The organism is Streptomyces sp. NRRL S-1813, from assembly GCF_000719605.1.
Classification (GTDB): Bacteria; Actinomycetota; Actinomycetes; order Streptomycetales; family Streptomycetaceae; genus Streptomyces; species Streptomyces decoyicus.
Genome location: NZ_JOHB01000025.1, coordinates 1 through 21,694, shown reverse-complemented (window position 1 = coordinate 21,694; position 21,694 = coordinate 1). Strand labels below are relative to the sequence as shown.

Genomic DNA, 21,694 nt, shown 5'->3' with positions numbered 1-21,694 from the left:
TGTCAACGTCCGAGCCGCCCCGGAGATTCCCGGGCCGGCCGGCGCCGACCCCACGATGGTCCCACGACCCAGGAAGGCCGTCACACGGGTTTTCCGGGCGTTTCGGCGGCTCCCCCGGGCCCGGGGGTCCCGGCCGCCCCCTTGGGCGCGGGGTTCTCCGCCGCCCCCTTGGCTCCGGGGGTTGCTGCGGCGCCCTTGGGTCCGGGGGTTGCGGCGGCGCCCTTCGGTCCAGGGGTTGCGGCAGCGCCCTTGGGCCCGCCGGGCTTGTCCGCGCCCCCCTTGTGCAGCCACTCCGGATGACCCGGCATCGGCGGTGTCCGGTCGCCGTAGAGCCATGCCTGGAAGAACCCGGTCAGGTTCTGCCCGGCGACCTGGGAGGACAGCTGGATGAAGTCGGCGGTGTCCGCCACGCCGTCGCGGTGCCGGTCCACCCACTCGTGTTCCAGGCGCTCGAAGGCGGCGGTGCCGATCTTCTGCCGCAGGGCGTACAGAACCAGCGCGCTGCCGTCGTAGACGATCGGGCGGAAGATGCCGATCTTCTGCCCCGGGCTGGGCACCTTGGGCGCGGCCGGCGGGCCGCCCTCGGCCCGCCAGCCGTCGGACTCCTCGTAGGCATGGCGCATACGGGCGTCCAGAGAGGCACGCTTGTCGCCCCTCTCCTGGGCGTAGAGGGCCTCGTACCAGGTCGCATGGGCCTCGTTGAGCCAGACGTCCGACCAGCGGCGCGGGCTGACGCTGTCGCCGAACCACTGGTGGGCCAGCTCGTGCACCATCACGGACTCGACATACCAGTCGGGCAGCTGGCCGGCGGTGAACATGGCCTTCTCGAAGAGCGAGAGGGTCTGGGTCTCCAGCTCGAAGCCGGTCCTGGCGTTGACGATCAGCACCCCGTACGCCTCGAAGGGGTAGGGACCGACCTTGCGCTCCATCCAGGCCAGCTGATCCGGGGTCTTCGCCAGCCAGGGCGCGAGGGCGGGGCGGTCCGCGGTCGGTACGACATCGCGGACCGGCAGCCCGTGCGGCCCGTGGCGCAGCAGCACGCTGGACTTCCCGATGGAGACCTGCGCCAGCTCGGTGGCCATGGGGTGGGTGGTGCGATAGGTCCAGGTCCGGCGCGCCGCGCGGGCACCGGGGCGCTGGGGCAGCCCGTTGGCGACGGCGGTCAGCTCCTGGGGCGCGGTGATGTGGAAGGTGAAGAGCGCCTTGTCGGAAGGGTGGTCGTTGCAGGGGAAGACGCGGTGTGCGGCGTCGGCCTGGTTGGCCATCGCGAGGCCGTCCGAGGTGCGGATCCAGCCGCCGTCGCCCTTGCCGGTGGGCTCGCTGGTGTGCGCGACGGAGATCTTCACCTCCTGCCCCCGGGAGATGTGGAAGGCCGGGGTGAGCACCAGGTCCTCGCCGTGCTGCTGGTGCTCGGCCGGCAGACCGCCGATCTTGACGGAGCGTACGGTGCCGCGGGCGAAGTCGAGGTTGAGGTGGTCGAGCTCGGTGGTGGCCCGGGCGGTGATCTCGGTGACGGCGTTCAGCGGCTGGTTGTTGTGGCCGGAGTAGTCCAGGGAGACGTCGTAGGACGTGACGTCGTATCCGGTATTGCCGAGCGTCGGGTAGAGGGGGTCGCCGAGGCCTTGCGGCCCCATGGGCGATGGCTCGGCCGCGCCGAGGGTGGCGAGTGCGGCCAGTCCGAGGGCGGCGGCCCGGTAGCCGGTCCACCGGATCCGTCCGCTCGGGCCGCGGGTCAGGGCGCGGGCGCGGACGGGGCGATCGGGGTCGCGGAACGGGCGGCGCAGGGGAAGGGACATGAACTACGGCTACCAACGCGGCACCCTCCCCCGCGGGTGACCGGGCAAACGGCACCCGAACGGGCGGCGGATCGTGCGTCCGTCTTACGCCGCCGGACGGAGAGTTTCCCGACGGACCGTCACCCGGCGTGCCCCGGAAGCTTTCAGGGGCGCAGCGCCGCGGCCTGCCGGGCGCGGCCCGCGCGCAACACGTCGAAGACACCCGGCACTTGGCGCATGGCCCGCATCAGGGACGGCAGCCCGGCGGCGTTCGGCAGATGCAGCGTGTAGGTGTGGCGGACCCGCTGTTCGTGCGGGGGTTCGACGGCGGCCGACACCACGGCGGCACCCTGGGAAGCGATGGCTTCGGTGAGGTCGGCCAGGAGGTGCGGCCGGCTGAAGGCCTCTGCCAGGAGGGTGACCCGGCAGCCGTGGCCCCCCTGGTCGGCGCCCCGCCAGCGCACCCCGACCGGCTGCCGGCCGGTGGCCGCCATCCGCGCCACCACGGGGCACAGGGCACGGTGGACGGTGACCGTGCCGCCCCGTACGGCGAATCCGGTGACCGCGTCCGGCGGCACCGGGGTGCAGCAGCCCGCCAGCCGGACGGCCGCGCCGGGCAGATCCGCCACCGCGAGGAGCGAGGCGGGGGCGGCCCGGTCCGCTCCGGAGCGGTCGTGGTCCGCGGCGCGGCGGTCGGCGGGGGGCGCCGCGGCGGGCCCCTCCCCGGGGCCGGCCGGGCGGGCGACGGGCTCCCCCGGCCCGGCCAGCCACCGGGCGATGGCGAGCCGGGCGGCGGGCGTACGGGCGTGGTCGAGCCATTCGGGCGAGGGGCCGGCCGCGGAGTCCGGGGCCATCAGCAGCTGGAGGCTGTCGCCGTCGTGCAGGACGGTGGAGAGCGTGGCGAGCCGGCCGTTGACACGGGCGCCGATACAGCAGTGCGCCGCCTCGCCGTGCCGTTCGTACGCGGCGTCCACACAACTCGCCCCGGCGGGCAGACCGATGGCCCCGCCCGTGACGCCGGACGAGCCGCCCGAGGGGGCGTCGGCACAGAAGACGGTGATCTCCCGGTCCTGGGCGAGGTCGTCGCGCAGCGAGGTCCAGAACGTGTCCGGGTCGGGGGTGGTGCGCTGCCACTCCAGCAGCCGGGAGAGCCATCCGGGGCGGGTCGGGTCGGCCCGCTCGCCCTCGGGGGCGTCCGCGCCGTCCGTGGGGGCGTACGGATTGCCCAGCGCGATCACCCCGGCCTCGGCCACCCGGTGCATCTGGTGCGTACGGATCAGCGTCTCGGCGATCTCCCCGGACGGGCCGGTGATCGCCGTGTGCAGCGACTGGTAAAGGTTGAACTTGGGGGCCGCGATGAAATCCTTGAACTCGGAGATGACCGGGGTGAAGCAGGTGTGCAGCTCGCCGAGGACGGCGTAGCAGTCGGCGTCCTCCGCCACCAGCACCAGCAGCCGCCCCAGATCCGCGCCGGTCAGCTCACGGCGGGCCAGGCGTACCCGGTGGACGGAGACGAAGTGCCGTGGCCGGACGAGGACTTCGGCGTCGATACCCGCCTCGTCCAGGACCGCGCGTACCCGCTGCGCGAGGGCGGTGAGCGGATCGGACCGCGTCGCGTACTCCATGACCAGGGCCCGGGTGGTGGCGTACTCCTCGGGGTGCAGGATCGCGAAGACCAGGTCCTCCAGCTCAGCCTTCAGCGCCTGGACACCGAGGCGTTCGGCGAGCGGGATCAGCACATCGCGGGTGACCTTGGCGATCCGGGCCTGTTTCTCGGGGCGCATCACACCGAGGGTGCGCATGTTGTGCAGCCGGTCGGCGAGTTTGATGGACATCACCCGGACGTCGTTGCCGGTCGCCACCAGCATCTTGCGGAAGGTCTCCGGCTCGGCCGCCGCGCCGTAGTCGACCTTCTCCAGCTTGGTGACGCCGTCGACCAGATAGCAGACCTCCGCGCCGAACCTGTCCCTTACCTGATCCAGCGTCACTTCCGTGTCCTCGACGGTGTCGTGGAGCAGGGAGGCGGTCAAGGTCGTGGTCTCCGCGCCCAGTTCGGCGAGGATGAGGGTCACCGCGAGCGGATGGGTGATGTACGGCTCGCCGCTCTTGCGCAGTTGGCCGCGGTGCGAGGACTCGGCGAGCAGATAGGCCTTGGCGAGGGTGTCCAGGTCGGCGTCCGGGTGGTGGCCGCGGTGCACCTTGGCGACGTGCTCCAGGGCGTGCGGGAGGCCGTCGCGCGGGGCCGGGCCGAGCAGCGCGGCACGGCCGATACGGCGCAGCCCTCTGAGCTCCAGCCGGCGGCGGCCGCGCTTGCGGCCCGCTGCTCCAGGGTTACCAGGGTTAGTGGCCTCTGCGCTCATGGGCACCTCCGGCAGCGTCGACCGGCGGTGGGACGTGTCAGTTGGGACGCCCGGGCCGGTGCTTGATGCTACCGAGCCCATCACGCAGCGCTGTCCGCCTCTCGCTCAGAGTGATACGGATCACCCGTTCGAGCGAATCTTTTGGCCGGAACCGTTTCTCGCGTAAAGCCGACCCCGGGAGGTGCCGCACGTCCCGTCAGGCGAGCGCGGCGCCCCTCCAGGCGGGGGTGAAGGTGCCCTCGGCGACGATCTCGGCCGGGCCGGTCATCTCGACCGTGCCGTCGGGCAGCTCGGTGATCGAGAGGCTGCCGCCGAGCACATCGACCGTGTACGTGACGGGTGTTCCGGTCTTCGTGGGGTCCGCACCGTCCCTGCGGGCGGTGGCGACGGCGACCGCACAGGCGCCGGTACCGCAGGAGCGGGTCTCGCCCGAGCCGCGCTCGTGGACCCGCATCGCGACCCGGCCCGGACCGCGGTCGACGACGAACTCGATGTTCACGCCGTCGGGATAAACCGACGCTGGGCTGAACGGCGGTACCGCCAGCAGGTCGCCGGCGTGGGCCAGATCGTCGACGAAGGCGACGGCGTGCGGATTGCCCATGTTCACGTTCCGCGCCGGCCAGCTGCGGCCGTCGACCGTGACGACGACGCTCTCCTCACGGAGCTCCGCGCGGCCCATCGAGACCGTCACATCACCGGTCTTGGCGACGTGGACGCGGCGTACGCCGGCGCGGGTGGCGATGGCGAGGTCACCGGCCTCGACCAGACCTGCGTGCAGCAGATAGCGCGCGAAGACGCGGACGCCGTTGCCGCACATCTCGGCGATCGAGCCGTCGCCGTTGCGGTAGTCCATGAACCACTCGGCCTCATCGGCCTGAGCACGCGCCTCCGGGTGCGCGGCGGACCGTACGGCACGCAGCAGGCCGTCGCCGCCGAGTCCGGCCCGCCGGTCGCAGATCCTGGCGACGGCGGTCGCGGGCAGGTCGAGGCGGCCGTCCGGGTCGGGGACGATCACAAAGTCGTTCTCGGTGCCGTGGCCCTTGAGGAAGGGGAGGCGCTGCGTGCTGGTCACCCTTGCATCGTACGGGGACGGCGGCGGGATCGGCCTTACGGGGGCGGGGGTGGGGCGGGGGGTGGGGGCTGCGCTCGCCTACACCCGCCCACCCCCCGAAGGGGGGTGGGCGGAGGGGAAAACCCAGGCCCACGGCAAAGCAAGCCCGCAGGACACCCAGGAGCCGCGGAAGCAAGCACCGGAACACGGGGGGGGGCGGGAACAGCCGCACCATCGAGGACAGCCACCCCATCGGAACAGCCGCCCCATGGGGAGCCTCGGGGGACCTCACCGGTGGGGAGACCCCGCCGCTCAGCGCAGCCGGGCCACGCGCCAGATGGCCAGTGACGCCGGGATGGCCACCACGACGGCGTAGAGCAGCACCACGCGCCAGTCGGCCCGGCGGCCGGAGCCGCGTGCCGGGAGGCCGGGCCAGGTGTGGCCGACGCGACGGGCGGCCATCATGCCCCAGCCCGCGGCGCAGCAGCACAGCAGCAGGCCGAGCATCGCGATCATCGCGCCGCCGTCGCCGCCCAGCTCGAAGGCGAGGGGGAAGGCGAACATCAGCGAGCCGAGGGCGGCGAGCGCCACGATCGGGGCCAGCTGCCACAGCCGCAGCCGACGGGGCGGGCGCAGCTCCCGGAAGGACTCGCCGCCCTCGCCGGGGCCGGAGCCCGGGGCGTCGGAGTCGTCCAGGGTGTCCGGGTCGGTGAGCGGTCCGGTACCGACACCGTCGGCGCCGGGCAGGCCGTGGTCGGCGTCCGGACCGTCGTCGGTCAGGGGTGCCGCATCAACGCCGTTGTCCGGACGCTGCGCTCCGTTGCGAGGGCCGGCCTCCATTGCCACGCGCCCTCCCCACTCCAGACTGCACGCCTCGATCGAAGGTCGATGATGACACGCCCTCAGGGGCCCGGATGACGGCCGGAGCGTCCCGATGCCATGACGTGATCAGGCTGTGACCGGTCGTTCGAGCAACGCCAGCGCCTGGCCGGGAAGTTCCGCCCGGTGCTCGGCGGCGCCGCTGAGCCAGTGGACCCGCGGGTCCCGGCGGAACCACGAGTCCTGGCGGCGCGCAAAGCGTTTGGTGGCGCGCACCGTCTCGTCGCGCGCCTCCTGCTCGGTGCACTCCCCCGCCAGCTGGGCGAGCACCTGCTGGTAGCCGAGCGCCCGGGAGGCCGTACGGCCCTCGCGCAGCCCCTCGCCCTCCAGCCGGCGCACCTCGTCGACCAGGCCCGCCTCCCACATACGGTCGACCCGCCGGGCGATCCGCTCGTCGAGTTCGGGGCGCTCGACGTCGACGCCGATCTGAAGGGTGTCGTAGACCGCTTCGTGGCCGGGGAGGTTGGCGGTGAAGGGGCGGCCGGTGATCTCGATGACCTCCAGCGCGCGCACGATGCGGCGGCCGTTGCCCGCCAGGATCGCGCGGGCCGCCTCGGGGTCGGCGGCGGCCAGCCGGGCGTGCAGGGCGCCGCTGCCCAGTTCGGCCAGTTCGGCCTCCAGACGGGCGCGCACCTCCGGGTCGGTGCCGGGGAAGTCGAGGGCGTCGATGGCGCCGCGGACGTACAGGCCGGAGCCGCCGACGAGGACCGGGGTGCGGCCCTCGGCGAGCAGCCGGTCGATCTCGGCGCGGGCCAGCCGCTGGTACTCGGCGACGCTGGCGGCGCGGGTCACGTCCCAGATGTCCAGGAGGCGGTGCGGGACGCCCTGCTGCTCCTCGGGCGTGAGCTTGGCGGTGCCGATGTCCATGCCGCGGTAGAGCTGCATGGAGTCGGCATTGATGACCTCGCCCCCCACATGCTGTGCGAGTGCGACGCCCAGATCGGACTTTCCGGCCGCAGTGGGACCGACGACGGCGATGACCCGCGGAGCGGGAACGGCGGTGTTCACCCCGTCAGTCTCGCAAACATCACGCCCCCATCTCGAACGAGCGACGTGACGGGCCACAGATGGGTTCGTTGCCTGTTGCGAGGTCCCAGGAGCCGGTGCGTCCCACCGGCGCCCGCGGGCGGCGCAATGGGCCGTTCCCCGGCGGCATGGGATTTCGCCACATGAAGAGCGTAGGAGCAGTTATGGGCGTGTTTTCGCGGTTTCGCCGCCGTAAGTCCGAAGCCTCGGCGGAGGAGAGTGCCGCTGCGGCGGTGACGGCCGAGGCGGAGGAACCGGCGGAGCCGGCGGAAGCGGCGGAACCGGCCGTTTCGGCGGCCACCGAGGGCACCGGGGCCGAGGACGCCGACGGCACCGAGCAGGCCGCGGACGGACCCGGGTCCCCGGCGGAGACGGCATCCGCGGCGGAGGCGGCGGCTCCGGAGGCGTCCGCTGAGACGGCGTCCGCGACGGCCGCCGCCGATGAGCCGTCGGCGGAGAAGGCCGGCGAGAGCGCCGGGATCCCCCGCCAGCAGTCGGCGGAGGCCGCCGCGGACAGCGAGAGCGCACGGCACTAGCCGGCGCGCCTGCCGTACCCGGCTCGACGGCCGCGAGATGGAGCGCCTCGCGGCCGTCGGCGTATCCGTCCTCGGGCCGCGCTACGACCAGGCGGCCACGAAGTAGCCCACGCCGTACGGGGCCTCGTCGCGGAGCAGCCGGCCGCGCAGGTCCGCGCCCTCGGCCGCGCCCGCCAGGACCTGCCAGCCGGCCCGTCCGGATACCTGGAGGGCGGCGGCGCGCTCCTCGTCCAGCGCGGTCAGCGCATCGATGTCGGCGGTGCCCAGGGCGCGGGCCGTCGCGGTGTCGAAGGCCTCGGCCCGCTCGTCGAAGTAGCCGGGCGCCTTCACCGTCCGGCAGGCGCTGCCGTCGCCCATCACCAGCAGCGCCACCCGGGGCGCGGACGCCGCGATCTCCCGGCCCGTCGACAGGGCGTGGTCGCGGGGCAGCGACTCCGCCACACCCAGCGCGTCCACGGGGGCGTCGGCCCATTCCGTACGGGACAGCAGCCAGGCGCCGACCGACAGCGACGGCGGGAGTTCCCGCTCCGGCGTGGTCCCGGCGGCGCCCAGCCGCACCTCGAGGTCCACCCCGAAGCCGCGGAACGAGCCGCGGGCGCCCTGCGGATGCGGGCCCCGGCCGGCCTCGTCGGCGGGGCCCAGGACGACCAGCCGGTCGGGGCGGGCCGCGGCGAGCACGCCGGTCACGTCCAGGCAGGCGGCACGCAGCGCCGCCAGTTCGGGCGCCGCCCCGGCGGCCACCGCCGGGACGAGGAGCGGCGGGCAGGGGCAGAGAGCGGCGGCTACGAGCATGCCACGCAGCGTAACGCCCCTGGTACGAGGGCGGTCGTGGTGCCCTGTCGGGCACCTGGCACGCGGCCGGGTCAGTCGCAGCCGCAGCCGGCGGCGGGCGCCGGGCTCGGTGCCGGGGCGCCGATGGTGGGCAGGCCCAGCAGCACGCCCTGGGGCTTCTCGGCCGGGGCGGCGTTGCGCTTCTCCCAGGCGTCACCGGCCCGGGTACGGCGGACCGCCTTGGCCGGGCCCTCCGCCAGGAGGTGGTGCGGAGCGGCGTAGGTGACCTCGACGGTCACCGTGTCGCCGGGGCGGACCGGCTCGTCGGGGCGGGTGAAGTGGACCAGACGGTTGTCGGGGGCCCGGCCGGACAGGCGGTGGGTCGCCGTGTCCTTGCGGCCCTCGCCCTCGGCGACCAGGACTTCGAGGGTGCGGCCGACCTGCTTCTTGTTCTCCTCCCAGGAGATCTCCTCCTGGAGGGCGACCAGGCGCTCGTAGCGCTCCTGGACCACGGCCTTGGGGATCTGGCCCGCCATGTCGGCCGCCGGGGTGCCGGGGCGCTTGGAGTACTGGAAGGTGAAGGCCTGGGCGAAGCGGGACTCGCGGACCGTGTGCAGGGTCTGCTCGAAGTCCTCCTCGGTCTCGCCCGGGAAGCCGACGATGATGTCCGTGGAGAGGGCGGCGTCCGGCATCGCGGCGCGCACCTTCTCGATGATGCCGAGGAAGCGTTCCTGGCGGTACGAGCGGCGCATCGCCTTGAGGACGGTGTCCGAGCCGGACTGGAGCGGCATGTGGAGCTGCGGCATGACGTTGGGCGTCTCGGCCATGGCGGCGATGACGTCGTCGGTGAAGTCGCGGGGGTGCGGGGAGGTGAAGCGGACCCGCTCCAGGCCCTCGATCTTCCCGCAGGCGCGCAGCAGCTTGCTGAAGGCCTCGCGGTCGCCGATGTCGGAGCCGTACGCGTTGACGTTCTGGCCGAGCAGGGTGATCTCGCTGACGCCCTCGGATACCAGCGCCTCGATCTCGGCGAGGATGTCGCCGGGCCGGCGGTCCTTCTCCTTGCCGCGCAGCGCCGGGACGATACAGAACGTGCAGGTGTTGTTGCAGCCCACCGAGATGGACACCCAGGCCGCATACGCGCTCTCGCGGCGGGTGGGCAGGGTCGAGGGGAACGCCTCCAGGGACTCGGCGATCTCGACCTGCGCCTCTTCCTGGATGCGGGCGCGCTCCAGCAGCACCGGCAGCTTGCCGATGTTGTGCGTCCCGAAGACCACGTCGACCCAGGGGGCCTTCTTGACGATGGTGTCGCGGTCCTTCTGGGCGAGGCAGCCGCCCACGGCGATCTGCATACCGGGCCGCGCGGCCTTCTTCGGGGCGAGCTGACCGAGGTTGCCGTAGAGCCGGTTGTCGGCGTTCTCCCGCACCGCGCAGGTGTTGAAGACCACCACGTCGGCGCCCTCGCCGTCCTTGGGCGCGGGGACGTATCCGGCGTCTTCCAGCAGGCCGGACAGCCGCTCGGAGTCGTGGACGTTCATCTGGCACCCGTAGGTGCGGATCTCGTAACTCTTGTTCACGCCCACTGCCTGGCTCCGGTCGCTGCTGGTCATGCAACAAGGGTAGGCGGTACCGGAAGTACCTCCCGACCCCGGAGTCTTCGGGCGGGATCCGGCCCCGGGCGTGCGGCGGCGCGGGCGGCCCGTCTCACAGGGCCAGCACGATCGCGGCGCCGACACCGCCCGCCACCAGCGCGAAGGCCGCGCTGCGCAGACCGCCGTTCCCCCAGCGGAAGGGGCGGTCGAGGGCGAAGCGGCCGGGGCCGGTCGCCGCGATGGTCAGTGCGACGACGGCGATGGTCAGGGGGTATTCGATGCCGCCGGTCACCGCCCAGAGTCCCTGGGACGCGGAGAGGGCCATGGCGTTGATCATCACGCCGATGAGTGCGGCCGCCGCGAGGGGCGTGAGCAGCCCGGCCGCGAGGCCGAGGCCGCCGAGGACCTCCGAGGCCCCGGCGAGGCCGGCATAGAACTCACCGGGGCGGTAGCCGAGGGCCTCGAAGCCCTTGCCGGTGGCGGTGAGCCCGTGGCCGCCGAAGAAGCCGAAGAGCTTCTGGGCGCCGTGTCCTGCCAGGATCAGTCCCACGGTCAGGCGCAGGAGGAGCAGGCCGAGGTCGGCGGCGAGCGGGGGTGAGCGGAGAGCGTCGGGCCGGGCATGGAGGTCCGGACGCAGTTCGGTGAGCGGTTTCATGAGGTGTCGTTTCCCGCACCGGCGCGTCAGGGGGCCGCGGTGTCGGGCACCGGCGCCGGTGCGCTCGGATGGAGGGATCACAGGGAGTGCGCGCCGGGCGGCACGCGGTGGGGGACGTGCCAGGTCCCCGCTGCGTCGCATGATCGTGAGGGGCGGCCCTCTATGTTCGATCGTGCTACGCGAAGTGCCATATGCATAGGGCGGTCGGGCCTGCGGAGAGGCCCCGGTCCACCCCACCCCTCCCTTTCCGGCCGATGTGCTGGCAGGATCCCGCCCATGGTCACCGCACTCTCCCGCACCGGCCGCCGGGCCTTCCAGGCCACGGTCGCCGCACTGGTCGCCCTCGGGCTGGGGCTGTGGTGGCTGCTGGCGATGGGTGGTGAGCCCTCGCCCCGCGGGCAGGTGACGCTGGCGACGGGCGTACCGACCGGGGTGTACGCGCGCTACGGGGAGCTGCTGAAGCAGGACCTGGCCCGCGACTTGCCGGACGTGGATCTGCGGCTGGCCCGCAGCGAGGGCTCCATCGACAATCTGCGGCAACTGGTCGCCGGGCGCGCGGAGTTCACCATCGCGACGGCGGACGCGGTCGCCGAGTACCAGGTCAGGGGCGAGTCGGGCGCGGACCGGCTGCGGGCCTGTGCGCGGCTGTACGACGACTACATGCAGCTGGTGGTGCCGAAGAAGTCCGCGGTGCGCTCGACGAAGGATCTGCGGCGGCTGCGGGTGGGCGTCGGGGCCGACAGCTCCGGCGTACAGCTGATCACCCGGCGGTTGCTGGAGGCGGCCGGGCTGGACTTCGACAAGGACATCGAGCCGGTACGGGTCGGCATCGACGAGATGCCGAAGCTGCTGGAGCAGCACAAGCTGGATGCCTTCTTCTGGTCCGGCGGGCTGCCGACGACGGCGGTGCAGCGGCTGGTCCAGCGGTTCCCGGTGCGGCTGGTCCCGCTCGGTGATCTGGGCCCGGCGCTGCACCGGCAGGGCGAGCGCACCCGCTACTACCGCGCGGCGGTGATGCCGGCCGATGCCTACCCCCTGGCCCAGGACGGGCAGGGCGTGAAGACGATCGCGGTGGCGAACCTGCTGGTGACGACGGACCGCGAGGATGCGGCGATGACCCAGGGGATCACCCGTACGGTCATCGACAGCCGGGACTCGATCGGGCGCCAGGTGCATGCCGCACAGAAGGTGGATCTGCGGACGGCGGTGTTCACCGATCCGCTGGAGCTGCACGAGGGCGCCCGGCGCTATTACGTGTCCCAGAAGCCCTGAGCCGGCAGCCGGCAGCCGGGGAGACCTGATCGCAAACGGCCCGGCTCCGGCAGCCCGGAGGCGCCCTCCCGGGTCCTGAGGCCCCGGACCGGGCCCCGTCCGCGCACGGAGTCCGCGAACGGACCGGGGCCCGCACCGGACCAGCCGGTGCGGGCCCCGGTCACGGGACGCGAGAAGCGTCAGGCGGGGACGATGTTCTCCGCCTGCGGGCCCTTCGGGCCCTGGGTCACGTCGAAGGTGACCTTCTGGCCCTCGAGGAGCTCACGGAAGCCCTGCGCGGCGATGTTCGAGTAGTGGGCGAAGACGTCGGGGCCGCCGCCGTCCTGCTCGATGAAGCCGAAGCCCTTTTCCGAGTTGAACCACTTGACGGTGCCGGAAGCCATGTTTTTCTCCTTCATGGGGCAAACCGGAGACCACACCGTGCGGTCTCCTTGTCGCCGAGATGATTGCCCCACACCGGAACAGGTCCGGAAAACAAGGAACGCCCGGGGCTACCAGCCTCCGGGCGCGCACAAAGTTCATCATGGGTACCACAACTGCAACGCCCTAAACAGTAGCACAGGTGACCGGGATGCCCGGCGGCCCGAGCGGACGCCCCTCACGGTGCGGTGCGCGGCACGGTGACGGTGACCTTCAGCCCGTGCGGCGGATGCGGCTCGTAGGCGATGGTGGCGCCGCCCGCGGCGAGCAGGGCGCGGGTGATCGACAGACCGAGCCCGGAGCCGGAGACGTTCTGGTGGCGGCTGCTGCGCCAGAAGCGGTCACCGACCCGGACGAGCTCGTCGTCGGTCAGGCCGGGCCCCCGGTCGGCGACGGTGACATGGACGCGCTCGCCCTCCGGCGCGACACCGACGGTGACCGGCCGGCCCTCCGGAGTGAACTTCAGGGCGTTGTCGACGACGGCGTCCAGGGCGCTGGACAGGGCGACCGGGTCGGCCCAGCCGGTGACCGCCCGCTGCCCCTCGTACGTGAGGAGGACGCCCTTGTCGTCGGCCAGCGGACGCCAGGAGCCGACGCGTTCGGCGGCCAGCGCCGCGACATCGGTGAGCTGGAGGTCGGCGGCGGTGTGTTCGGCGAGCGCGAGGTCGAGCAGATCGTCCAGGACGCGGGCCAGCCGCTTGCCCTCCGTACGGACCGAGGCGATCTCCGCGTTGCCGTCGGGGAGTTCGAGGGCCAGCAGCTCGATCCGCAGCAGCAGCGCGGACAGCGGATTGCGCAGCTGGTGGGAGGCGTCGGCGACAAAGGCGCGCTGCTGTTCCAGGACGTCTTCGACGTTGTCGGCCATCTCGTTGAACGAGCGGGCCAGGCGGCGCAGTTCGGGCGGGCCCGCGGTGGCGGCCACCCGGGCGTTCATCCGGCCGGTGGCGATGTCGTGGCTGGCCGCGTCCAGGACCCGTACCGGCCGCAGCACCCAGCCGGTGAGGCGGAAGGCCGCGGCGACGGCGACGAGCATGGCCGCGCACTCTCCGGCCGCGATCAGCAGCCAGCCGCGCAGGACATGGGAACGCATCTGTGCGGTGGGTGAGTCGGTCATGACGACGGCGACCACATCGCCGTCGCGGATCACCGGTGAGGCGACCGGGATACGGCCGGTGTCGTCCCAGGGCCAGATCTGGTGCGGGTCGTGGCTGCGACGGCCGGCCAGCGCCTCACTGAAGGCCTGTGCGCCCTCGCCCTCGCGGGGCACCGGCATACCGGCCGGGGCGGCGGCCATCGGGGTGTGATCGCGGTAGAAGACACCGGCCCGTATGCCGTAGAGGCCGTAGTAGCGCGCGAGTTCGGTACGAAGGGTGGCGCGCCGCTCGTCCTCCTCCGGGGTCTTGCTGTCGCCGTCGGCGGCGGGGCGGGCCGTGACGAACTGGGCGAGGGAGGCGAAGCGGGCGGCATCGTCGATCCGGTCGACGACCACCCGCTGCTGCTCCACACCGGCCGTGATGACGCCCAGCGGGATGCCGAGCGCGAGCAGCACACCGGCCATGAGGACGATGAGCAGCGGGAGGAGTCGGGTGCGCACGTGGTCGCGGCGGCCGTCAGGAGGCCGGGGCGGCGGGCGGCCGGGGCCCCGCGCCGGCGGCCGGCACGACCAGGCGGTAGCCGACGCCGCGCACCGTCTCGATCAGGGCGGGCATCCGCAGTTTGGCGCGGAGGGAGGCGACATGCACCTCCAGGGTCCGTCCGGTGCCCTCCCAGCTCGTCCGCCACACCTCGCTGATGATCTGTTCCCGGCGGAAGACCACGCCGGGGCGCTGGGCGAGCAGGGCGAGCAGGTCGAACTCCTTGCGGGTGAGCGGAACCGAGGTGCCGTCCACGGACACCTGGCGGGTGGGGAGCTCGACGGTGACCGCACCCAGGTGCAGCGCGTCGTCGGCGGCGCTCTCGTCGGCCGGCTGGTCGGTGCCGCCGGGTGCGGTACGCCGGCTCACCGCGTGGATGCGGGCCAGCAGCTCACCGGTGTCGTACGGCTTGACGACATAGTCGTCCGCGCCGAGGTTGAGGCCGTGGATGCGGGAGCGCACATCGGAGCGCGCGGTGACCATGATGACGGGGATGGCGCAGATCTTGCGGATCCGGCCGCACACCTCGAAGCCGTCCTGGTCGGGCAGCCCGAGGTCGAGCAGCACCACCGCGAACGGTTCCGCATGGTCGGGCAGCAGGGCCTTGAGCGCTTCCTCGCCGTTGCGTGCGTGCACGACGGACAGACCGTGCTTGGCGAGCACCGCGGACAGGGCCGCGGCGACATGATCGTCGTCCTCGACGAGCAGCAGTCTCATCGGGCCTCCTTCCCGGGTGCGTGTGTACAGGCCACAGGGCATCTACGGTGATGCGAGGTGCGCGCGTCAAGAGGAGGCCACCTCCCGGCCGCCATCCGTTACCCAGCCGGTACGCCCGCGGCCACCGTCTGCCGCCGGTACCTCGGCGCCCCGCTTCACGCACAGTGTCCCTTTGCGGCCGGATCGTTATCCTCAAGTTCCCCTCAGAACTAATGACGCTGGTCGAAGGGCGTTACTAGGGTCCTCCCAACCGAGGAGGACGGAGCTACACGCCGATGAGCGAAGTATCGGTGACCAAGAACGCCGAGGGTCCCGCGCCGGCAGGGGACCAGCTGGTCGTGCTGGACAACGTGAACAAGCACTTCGGCGCGCTGCACGTGCTCCAGGACATCGACCTGACGATCCACCGCGGCGAGGTCGTCGTCGTGATCGGGCCCTCGGGCTCGGGCAAGTCGACGCTCTGCCGCACGATCAACCGCCTGGAGACCATCGACACCGGCAGCATCACGATCGACGGCAAGCCGTTGCCGCAGGAAGGACGGGAGCTGGCCCGGCTGCGCGCCGACGTGGGCATGGTCTTCCAGTCCTTCAACCTGTTCGCGCACAAGACGGTGCTCGAGAACGTGATGCTGGGGCAGACCAAGGTCCGCAGGACGGACAAGGCAGCCGCCACGAAGAAGGCCCGCGCACTGCTCGACCGGGTCGGTGTCGGCACCCAGGCCGACAAGTACCCCGCACAGCTCTCCGGCGGTCAGCAGCAGCGGGTGGCGATCGCCCGTGCGCTGGCGATGGACCCGAAGGTGATGCTGTTCGACGAGCCGACGTCCGCGCTGGACCCGGAAATGATCAACGAGGTGCTGGACGTGATGCAGCAGCTCGCCCGGGACGGCATGACGATGATCGTGGTCACCCATGAGATGGGGTTCGCGCGCTCCGCGGCGAACCGGGTCGTCTTCATGGCGGACGGCCGCATCGTCGAAGAGGCTGAGCCGAACCAGTTCTTCAACAACCCGCGCAGCGACCGCGCCAAGGACTTCCTGTCGAAGATCCTCCACCACTGAGGCCGCAGTTGGGCCACCATCAATGCCAACACTTGTTGAACCAAAGGATGTTCACCATGAGGATTCGTAAGACGGCTGCGGCCGGTGCGGTGGTGCTCGCGCTGGCGGCCACGGCGACTGCGTGCGGCGGCGAGTCGGGTTCTGCGGGCGACAAGCCGGCCGGCGGCGAGGTCTACAGCGGCGACTACAAGGTCGCCTCGGCGCCGAAGATCGACTCTGCGGTGCTGAAGAAGGCCCAGCAGGCCAAGAAGATCGTCGTCGGCGTCAAGGCGGACCAGCCGTTCCTCGGCTTCAAGGACCCCGCCACCAACAAGTACTCCGGCTTCGACATCGAGATCGCCAAGATGATCGCCGCCGACCTGGGCTTCTCCGAGAAGCAGATCGAGTTCCAGACGGTCGACTCCAACGTCCGCGAGACCAAGATCTCCGGCGGTGCCGTCGACTTCTACGTCGGCACGTACACCATCAACGACGAGCGCAAGAAGCAGGTCGGCTTCGCGGGCCCGTACTACACCGCCGGCGCGGACCTCCTCGTGAGCAAGGACAACAAGTCCATCACCGGGCCGGACAGCCTCCGGGGCAAGAAGGTCTGCTCGATCACCGGCTCGACCCCGCTCCAGGAGATCAAGAAGTCGAAGTACGGCGCCAAGACCACCGAGCTGGGCAAGTACTCGGACTGCGTCAAGAACGTGCTGGACGGCTCGGTCGACGCCGTCACCACCGACGACGCGATCCTCAAGGGCTACGCCGCGCAGCGGCCCAGCAAGCTCCGGGTCGTCGGCAAGCCCTTCACCAAGGAGCCCTACGGCGTCGGCATGAACAAGGACGACAAGGCGCTCCGCAACGCGATCACCAGCGCCCTGGAGAACCACATCAAGAACGGCGACTACCAGAAGGCGTACGAAGGCACGCTCGGCAAGTCGGGCTCGAAGTACACCGCCCCGCAGACGCCGCTGCCGCGCTACTGAGGCGCCGGCACCCGCTTGACTGCGCCGCCCCGTACGCCCGCCGCGGCCGGGTGTGCGGGGCGCGCTGTCTTCCCCCGCCCCTCGCCCCTCTTCCCACCGTCGACCTGACCGCTACCGCGGAGACCCCATGAACGTACTCCTCGATTATCTGCCCGAGTTCCGGGACGGGTTCCTCAGCACTCTGGCGATCACCGCGTCCAGCGGTCTGCTCGCGCTGGTACTGGGCGTACTCATAGCCGGGTTCCGGGTCTCCCCGATTCCGCCGCTGCGCGCCTTCGGGACGGCCTGGGTCACGTTGCTGCGCAACACCCCGCTGACGCTGCTCTTCCTGGTGGCGTTCTTCGTCGTGCCGCAGATCCTCTTCAACGGCTGGAGCCCCTTCGCCCTGGCCACTCTGGCCCTCGGCTTCTACACCTCCTCCTTCGTGTGCGAGGCGGTGCGCTCCGGCATCAACACCGTGCCGCTGGGGCAGGCGGAGGCCGCCCGCTCGATCGGCATGACCTTCTCCCAGACGCTGCGCATGATCGTGCTGCCGCAGGCCACCCGCACCGTGCTGTCGCCGCTGAGCAGCATCTTCATCGCACTGACGAAGAACTCCGCGATCGCCGGGGCGTTCAGCTACCCCGAGCTGTTCAGCGTCTCCAAACTGCTCAACGACAAGGGCTATGCGATCGCCTTGATCTTCCTGTGGACCGCCCTCGCCTACCTCATCATCACCTTCGCCATCAGCGGCTTCTTCCGGCTGCTGGAGCGCCGGATGGGGGTCGCCCGATGACCGGCCGCGGCAGACAGAGCAGCACGACGTGGGTGCCGCGCGCAGGCGGGGCGGAACGAAGCGAGGTAGGGGCATGAGCGGCGCGAGCGTTCTTTATGACGTACCGGGACCGAAGGCGAAGACGCGCAACCGCGTCTACACGGTCCTCGGCACCCTCGCGGTACTCGGGCTGATCGCGTTCGCCGTACTGCGGCTGAGCGCCAAGGGCCAGCTCGAGCCCGAGGTGTGGAACATCTTCAACAATGCCGGTGTACGGACCAACATCCGTGACGGTGTGCTGACGACGCTTCAGGTCTTCGCGGTCGCGGCGGTGCTGTCGCTGATCCTGGGCGTGCTGCTCGCGGTGGCGCGGCTGTCGGACCACAAGCCGGTCCGCTGGCTGTCGACCTGGTTCATCGAGCTCTTCCGCGCCGTCCCGCTGCTGATCACCATCTATGCGCTGTGGGTCATCTTCCTCACCAACCGCGACAGCCTCGGCCTCACCGGCAGCCAGCCGCAGTTCTGGGCGCTGGTCGTCGGGCTGACGATCTACAACGGTTCGGTGCAGGCCGAAGTGCTGCGGGCCGGCATCAACTCCGTGCCCAAGGGGCAGCGCGAGGCCGCCTACGCACTGGGCATGAGCAAGACACAGGTCATGACGACGGTGCTGATCCCGCAGGCCGTCCGGGCGATGCTGCCGACGATCATCAGCCAGCTCGTGGTGACCCTGAAGGACACCTCCCTCGGCTACATCATCACGTTCGAGGAGCTGCTGTTCACGGCCCGTCTGATGAGCACCAACATCATCGTGAACGGCAACGACACCTATGTCCCGGTCATCATCGTGACCGGCGCCATCTATGTCGCGATGTGCCTGGCGCTGTCCGCCCTCGCCAACTGGATCGAGCAGCGCGGCCGCCGGGCCAGGTCCGGTATCGAGGTGACCACGGCCGGCGAGCCGGTGGCGGCCGGCGACGCGATGGAGGTTGCCGACGCGGTGCCCGACAAGCCGGCGGGCAAGCAGGACTGAGTGTCCGGCCGAGTGCCTGCCGTGCCGTTCCGAGCGGCCCGGCCGGCACGACAGCCGTTCCGCGGCTGAGATGAGACCGTCCGGAGGCGGTGGCGCCGTCGCCACCGCCTCCGTCACTTGACGCGAGCGGCCGCAGTGGGTTGCATACGCTGTGTGATCACGCACCGGGCTCCAACTGCCAGTTCCCGCCTGTCCCGTACGTACCAGCGGCCCCGGGGAGCTGCGCCGTGGACCCGGTGATCGTCGTCGGGGCCGGCCCGGTCGGCCTCTCCCTCTCGCTCGCCCTCGCCCGCCTCGGCGTGCCCTGTGTCGTCCTCGACGAGACCACCGGCCAGGAAGACACCCGGCCCGCCCGCACCGCCGTGCTCCGCCAGGACACCGCGGCCTTCGTCGGCCGGCTCGGCTGTGCCGATGCCCTGGAGAGCGCCGGCACCCGCTGGACGGCCTGGCGCACGATGCGCCGTCGGCGCCTGCTGGAACGCGTCGCCTTCGCCCCCCAGACCCCGGACGGCGCGGCCGCCCCCGCCGCCGTGTCCCCGGTCCATCTCCCGCAGCATGCGCTCACCCGCGCCCTGCGCGCCGCCCTCGCCGACGAGAAGCTCGTCGAGATCGTCACCGGCAGCCGCCTTGCCGACCTCGAACAGGACGAGCACGGCGTCAGCGCCCAGACCCGCGGCCCCAACGGGACGTGGTGGCGCGGGAGTTACCTCGTCGGCTGCGACGGTCCGCGCTCGACGGTCCGCAAGCTGCTGGACATCCGCTTCCCGGGCCGTACGGCCGTGGAACGGCATGCCGTGGCCGCGCTGCGCTGCGAACTCCCCTGGCCCGGTGAGGCCCTGCTGCACCGGTCACCGCCCCGGCACGGCGGCCAACCGGGCAACGAGGTCTCCGCCCGTCCGCTGGCCGACGGCCTCTGGCGGCTGGACTGGCTGCTGCCGCCGGGGCGCGAACTGGTCACGCCGGACGCCCTGGTCGCCAGGATCCGCGACTCCCTGGCCGGCTGGACCACCGAATCCCCGGCGGGCGCGGCGGACGAGAGCGGCCAGGACGGCGGCGCGGTGCCTGCCCGGGGCCGCGGCCCCGGCCGGCTGGTCCCGCCGTACGAGCTCCTCGACACCGGCGTGCACACCGTCCACCACCGGCTGGCCCGGTGCTGGCGGCAGGACCGCGCCTTCCTCGCCGGGGACGCCGCCCATCTGCTGGGCGCCCTCGGTACCCAGGGCCTCGACGAGGGCCTGCGGGACGCCGAGAACCTCGCCTGGAAACTGGGCCTGGCCTGGCACCACGGCGCCTCCGAGGTCCTGCTCGACAGCTACCAGGCCGAGCGCCGGGGCGCGGTCGCGGCCCGGCTGCGCGCCGCGGACCAGGCGCTGCCGCTGCTGCGGGACGGCGGCTCGGCCCGCTGGCGGACCGTGCTTCCGGGTGCGGTGCGCGGCCGCAGCACCCTGCTGACCGACGGCCACCTGGGCCGCGGCCCGCTGGGCTCGCCGCCCGTGTACGCCCGTACCCCGCTCGCGCCGCCCGCCGCCGAGGGGCCCCTCGTCGAGACGCTCCCCGGCGCGGCCGTCACCGATGTGCCGGTGACCGCGTCCGACGGCTCGGTGGTCCGGCTGCACGACCGGCTCGGAAAGGGCCTCCTGGTGGTGCTGGTGGCGCCCGGCACGGGGGTCTGGGACCGGCGCCATTGGCAGTCGGCGGGTCTGATGCCCCGGTTGGCCGACGCGGTCGACGCACTGCCGATGGCCGCCGAGATCCTCGTCACCGAGGCCTATCCGGGTGCGGCCGCCCACACCGTGCTGCTCGTGCGGCCGGACGGCCATCTGGTCACCGCACTGTCCGGTGTCCGTCCGGCCGAGATGGCCGCCTGCGCGGACGCGGTACGGGGCGGGGCGCACGGGCGGGAGGCCGGGGCGGGCCGGGCCCGGCGGTCCGGGGGCAGCGGGGAGACCGGGGATTCCTTGGTGTTCCGGGACAACGGAACCGGGGAAGGGGAACCGTCCGCTGTTGACCCTGTGCGAACGTCCATGCTTCACTCCGAGGGTGACTGATCACAGCTCGCGATTCTGGCGGAGGGTCCATCTCGACCTGCTCCGCTATGCGGGCTGCATGTGTCGTCCGTCCTGTTGATCCTCATCTCCTTCCCCGCGCGGCCGCCTGCCCCTGTCCGGCAGCCGCGCCTCTTCGCGATCACCCAGGACGGTTTCCGTGCCCGACGTACGTACCCCTGCGCGCCCGCATACCACCGGCCATGACGGCGGGCCCAGCGCGTCCGAACTCCTCGACTTCGCCCACCGCACCGCCGCGGACACAGCGCTCATCGCCTCGCTCCCGCTCGACCCCGAAGGCCGTACCTGGATCCGGCTGGACGGGCCGGGCGGCAGCGAGGCATGGCTGATCGGCTGGCCGCCCGGCACCGGCACCGGCTGGCACGACCACGGCGGCTCGCACGGCGCCTTCGCGACGGCCGCGGGTGAGCTGACGGAACAGTCGCTCACCGCCGCCCTCCCCACCGAGGGCTGGAAGACCCTGGAACTCGCCGACGGCGTGGACCGGGAGCGCAAGCTGAGCGACGGCCGCGGCCGGGCATTCGGCCCGCACCATGTGCATCAGGTGCTCAACCTCTCGGCCGAGACCCATGCAGTGTCGGTGCACGCCTACTACCCGCCGCTGCCGTTGATGCGCCGCTACAGCCGCACCGGACCGGTACTGCGGCTCGAAGCGGTCGAGCAGCCGGAGGAATGGACATGAGCGCGATCGACGAGTTGCTGGCCCGGGTCCGGAGCGAACTGGGGCACCGGGTGGGCCCCCGGGAGGCCGCAGCGGTCCAGGAGGCCGGCGGGCTGCTGGTGGATATCCGCTATGCGGAGCTGAGGGAGCGCGACGGCATCATCCCCGGCGCGCTGATCGTGGAACGCAATGAGCTGGAGTGGCGGCTCGACCCGACGGGCGAACACCGCGCTCCGGAAGCGACACATCACGCCCTTCCGGTCGTGGTCGTCTGCAACGAGGGCTACGCATCGAGCCTCGCGGCGCTCTCGTTGCGCGAGTTGGGCCTGCACCGGGCAACCGATCTGGAGGGCGGCTTCCAGGCTTGGCGGGCAGCGGGGTTGCCTGTGGGGTGAGGTGGGGTGGCTGGGGTGGGGGGCGGCTTCGCCTCTTCCCCCCGCCCCCACCTCTCCCCCACCCCACCCACCCC

21 protein-coding genes are annotated in these 21,694 nt (G+C 72.1%); 10 read left to right on the top strand and 11 right to left on the bottom strand.

The genetic code is table 11. The annotated features are described in order from the left end of the window. Window positions 1-80: 80 nt before the first annotated feature. The 5 genes from IF67_RS0128365 to miaA form a co-directional block, all read right to left on the bottom strand. Entirely contained in the window at window positions 81-1,796 is a 1,716-nt protein-coding gene (locus IF67_RS0128365; RefSeq protein ID WP_078889679.1) for a M1 family aminopeptidase, read from the bottom strand. 143 nt (window positions 1,797-1,939) lie between these two features. Next, on the bottom strand, window positions 1,940-4,135 hold the full coding sequence (locus IF67_RS0128360; RefSeq protein WP_030990412.1) for a RelA/SpoT family protein: 2,196 nt from the start codon (window positions 4,133-4,135) through the stop codon (window positions 1,940-1,942). Window positions 4,136-4,331: 196 nt separating this feature from the next. After that, window positions 4,332-5,207: a diaminopimelate epimerase gene (gene dapF / locus IF67_RS0128355; RefSeq protein WP_030990410.1), complete on the bottom strand. Its 876-nt coding sequence runs from the start codon at window positions 5,205-5,207 to the stop codon at window positions 4,332-4,334. Window positions 5,208-5,498: 291 nt separating this feature from the next. Continuing rightward, complete coding sequence (locus IF67_RS0128350; RefSeq protein WP_030990408.1) at window positions 5,499-6,026, bottom strand: hypothetical protein; 528 nt, start codon at window positions 6,024-6,026, stop codon at window positions 5,499-5,501. Window positions 6,027-6,134: 108 nt separating this feature from the next. Beyond that, a complete protein-coding gene (miaA, locus tag IF67_RS0128345; RefSeq protein ID WP_030990406.1) occupies window positions 6,135-7,073 on the bottom strand; it encodes a tRNA (adenosine(37)-N6)-dimethylallyltransferase MiaA in 939 nt (312 codons plus the stop codon). A 188-nt stretch (window positions 7,074-7,261) separates the two neighbouring features. On the opposite strand from miaA, the gene IF67_RS0128340 reads away from it, so the two are divergent. Then, window positions 7,262-7,627, top strand: a complete 366-nt coding sequence (locus IF67_RS0128340; protein WP_158713176.1) for a hypothetical protein — start codon at window positions 7,262-7,264, stop codon at window positions 7,625-7,627. Between the two features lie 81 nt (window positions 7,628-7,708). Here IF67_RS0128340 and IF67_RS0128335 read toward each other — a convergent pair whose 3' ends face one another. From IF67_RS0128335 to IF67_RS0128325, 3 genes are all read right to left on the bottom strand, one after another. Beyond that, on the bottom strand, window positions 7,709-8,419 hold the full coding sequence (locus tag IF67_RS0128335; protein ID WP_030990403.1) for a class III extradiol dioxygenase subunit B-like domain-containing protein: 711 nt from the start codon (window positions 8,417-8,419) through the stop codon (window positions 7,709-7,711). 71 nt (window positions 8,420-8,490) lie between these two features. After that, entirely contained in the window at window positions 8,491-10,005 is a 1,515-nt protein-coding gene (gene miaB / locus IF67_RS0128330) for a tRNA (N6-isopentenyl adenosine(37)-C2)-methylthiotransferase MiaB (RefSeq protein ID WP_078889678.1), read from the bottom strand. Between the two features lie 94 nt (window positions 10,006-10,099). Continuing rightward, window positions 10,100-10,642, bottom strand: coding sequence for a DoxX family protein (locus IF67_RS0128325; RefSeq protein ID WP_030990398.1), 543 nt, complete (start codon window positions 10,640-10,642; stop codon window positions 10,100-10,102). A 276-nt stretch (window positions 10,643-10,918) separates the two neighbouring features. On the opposite strand from IF67_RS0128325, the gene IF67_RS0128320 reads away from it, so the two are divergent. After that, on the top strand, window positions 10,919-11,914 hold the full coding sequence (locus IF67_RS0128320; protein ID WP_030990396.1) for a TAXI family TRAP transporter solute-binding subunit: 996 nt from the start codon (window positions 10,919-10,921) through the stop codon (window positions 11,912-11,914). Between the two features lie 179 nt (window positions 11,915-12,093). Here IF67_RS0128320 and IF67_RS0128315 read toward each other — a convergent pair whose 3' ends face one another. From IF67_RS0128315 to IF67_RS0128305, 3 genes are all read right to left on the bottom strand, one after another. Beyond that, entirely contained in the window at window positions 12,094-12,297 is a 204-nt protein-coding gene (locus IF67_RS0128315) for a cold-shock protein (protein ID WP_030990394.1), read from the bottom strand. Between the two features lie 215 nt (window positions 12,298-12,512). Then, window positions 12,513-13,928 (bottom strand): sensor histidine kinase, encoded by a 1,416-nt coding sequence (locus tag IF67_RS0128310; RefSeq protein ID WP_030990392.1) that lies wholly within the window; start codon window positions 13,926-13,928, stop codon window positions 12,513-12,515. A 16-nt stretch (window positions 13,929-13,944) separates the two neighbouring features. Next, the gene (locus tag IF67_RS0128305; protein ID WP_030990390.1) at window positions 13,945-14,685 is read right to left on the bottom strand and encodes a response regulator transcription factor; all 741 of its coding nucleotides are present in this window, start codon (window positions 14,683-14,685) and stop codon (window positions 13,945-13,947) included. A 275-nt stretch (window positions 14,686-14,960) separates the two neighbouring features. Here IF67_RS0128305 and IF67_RS0128300 point away from each other — a divergent pair, with 275 nt between their 5' ends. The 8 genes from IF67_RS0128300 to IF67_RS0128270 all read left to right on the top strand — a co-directional run bounded on the left by IF67_RS0128300 (window position 14,961) and on the right by IF67_RS0128270 (window position 21,620). Continuing rightward, on the top strand, window positions 14,961-15,746 hold the full coding sequence (locus IF67_RS0128300) for an amino acid ABC transporter ATP-binding protein (protein WP_030990388.1): 786 nt from the start codon (window positions 14,961-14,963) through the stop codon (window positions 15,744-15,746). 56 nt (window positions 15,747-15,802) lie between these two features. Next, window positions 15,803-16,714, top strand: a complete 912-nt coding sequence (locus IF67_RS0128295; protein WP_030990385.1) for a glutamate ABC transporter substrate-binding protein — start codon at window positions 15,803-15,805, stop codon at window positions 16,712-16,714. A 127-nt stretch (window positions 16,715-16,841) separates the two neighbouring features. Continuing rightward, entirely contained in the window at window positions 16,842-17,489 is a 648-nt protein-coding gene (locus IF67_RS0128290; RefSeq protein WP_030081485.1) for an amino acid ABC transporter permease, read from the top strand. Between the two features lie 73 nt (window positions 17,490-17,562). Further along, on the top strand, window positions 17,563-18,498 hold the full coding sequence (locus IF67_RS0128285) for an amino acid ABC transporter permease (protein WP_030990383.1): 936 nt from the start codon (window positions 17,563-17,565) through the stop codon (window positions 18,496-18,498). A 227-nt stretch (window positions 18,499-18,725) separates the two neighbouring features. Continuing rightward, complete coding sequence (locus IF67_RS0128280; RefSeq protein WP_030990380.1) at window positions 18,726-20,546, top strand: FAD-dependent monooxygenase; 1,821 nt, start codon at window positions 18,726-18,728, stop codon at window positions 20,544-20,546. Then, window positions 20,539-20,625, top strand: coding sequence for a putative leader peptide (locus IF67_RS46040; protein WP_311624691.1), 87 nt, complete (start codon window positions 20,539-20,541; stop codon window positions 20,623-20,625). Before IF67_RS0128280 ends, IF67_RS46040 begins: the two co-directional genes overlap by 8 nt. A 78-nt stretch (window positions 20,626-20,703) precedes the next feature. Continuing rightward, a complete protein-coding gene (locus IF67_RS0128275; RefSeq protein ID WP_030990379.1) occupies window positions 20,704-21,246 on the top strand; it encodes a cysteine dioxygenase in 543 nt (180 codons plus the stop codon). After that, complete coding sequence (locus IF67_RS0128270; protein WP_030990377.1) at window positions 21,243-21,620, top strand: rhodanese-like domain-containing protein; 378 nt, start codon at window positions 21,243-21,245, stop codon at window positions 21,618-21,620. Before IF67_RS0128275 ends, IF67_RS0128270 begins: the two co-directional genes overlap by 4 nt. Window positions 21,621-21,694: the final 74 nt, after the last annotated feature.

Bases quoted from the DNA above. Each gene is read 5' to 3' on its own strand.
- IF67_RS0128365 (WP_078889679.1), bottom strand. From the start codon at position 1,796: ATGTCCCTTCCCCTGCGCCGCCCGTTCCGCGACCCCGATCGCCCCGTC.
- IF67_RS0128300 (WP_030990388.1), top strand. From the start codon at position 14,961: ATGAGCGAAGTATCGGTGACCAAGAACGCCGAGGGTCCCGCGCCGGCA.
- IF67_RS0128335 (WP_030990403.1), bottom strand. From the start codon at position 8,419: ATGCTCGTAGCCGCCGCTCTCTGCCCCTGCCCGCCGCTCCTCGTCCCG.
- IF67_RS0128350 (WP_030990408.1), bottom strand. From the start codon at position 6,026: ATGGAGGCCGGCCCTCGCAACGGAGCGCAGCGTCCGGACAACGGCGTT.
- IF67_RS0128315 (WP_030990394.1), bottom strand. From the start codon at position 12,297: ATGGCTTCCGGCACCGTCAAGTGGTTCAACTCGGAAAAGGGCTTCGGC.
- IF67_RS0128320 (WP_030990396.1), top strand. From the start codon at position 10,919: ATGGTCACCGCACTCTCCCGCACCGGCCGCCGGGCCTTCCAGGCCACG.
- IF67_RS0128325 (WP_030990398.1), bottom strand. From the start codon at position 10,642: ATGAAACCGCTCACCGAACTGCGTCCGGACCTCCATGCCCGGCCCGAC.
- IF67_RS0128270 (WP_030990377.1), top strand. From the start codon at position 21,243: ATGAGCGCGATCGACGAGTTGCTGGCCCGGGTCCGGAGCGAACTGGGG.
- IF67_RS0128305 (WP_030990390.1), bottom strand. From the start codon at position 14,685: ATGAGACTGCTGCTCGTCGAGGACGACGATCATGTCGCCGCGGCCCTG.
- IF67_RS0128285 (WP_030990383.1), top strand. From the start codon at position 17,563: ATGAGCGGCGCGAGCGTTCTTTATGACGTACCGGGACCGAAGGCGAAG.
- IF67_RS0128295 (WP_030990385.1), top strand. From the start codon at position 15,803: ATGAGGATTCGTAAGACGGCTGCGGCCGGTGCGGTGGTGCTCGCGCTG.
- miaB (WP_078889678.1), bottom strand. From the start codon at position 10,005: ATGACCAGCAGCGACCGGAGCCAGGCAGTGGGCGTGAACAAGAGTTAC.
- IF67_RS0128290 (WP_030081485.1), top strand. From the start codon at position 16,842: ATGAACGTACTCCTCGATTATCTGCCCGAGTTCCGGGACGGGTTCCTC.
- IF67_RS0128360 (WP_030990412.1), bottom strand. From the start codon at position 4,135: ATGAGCGCAGAGGCCACTAACCCTGGTAACCCTGGAGCAGCGGGCCGC.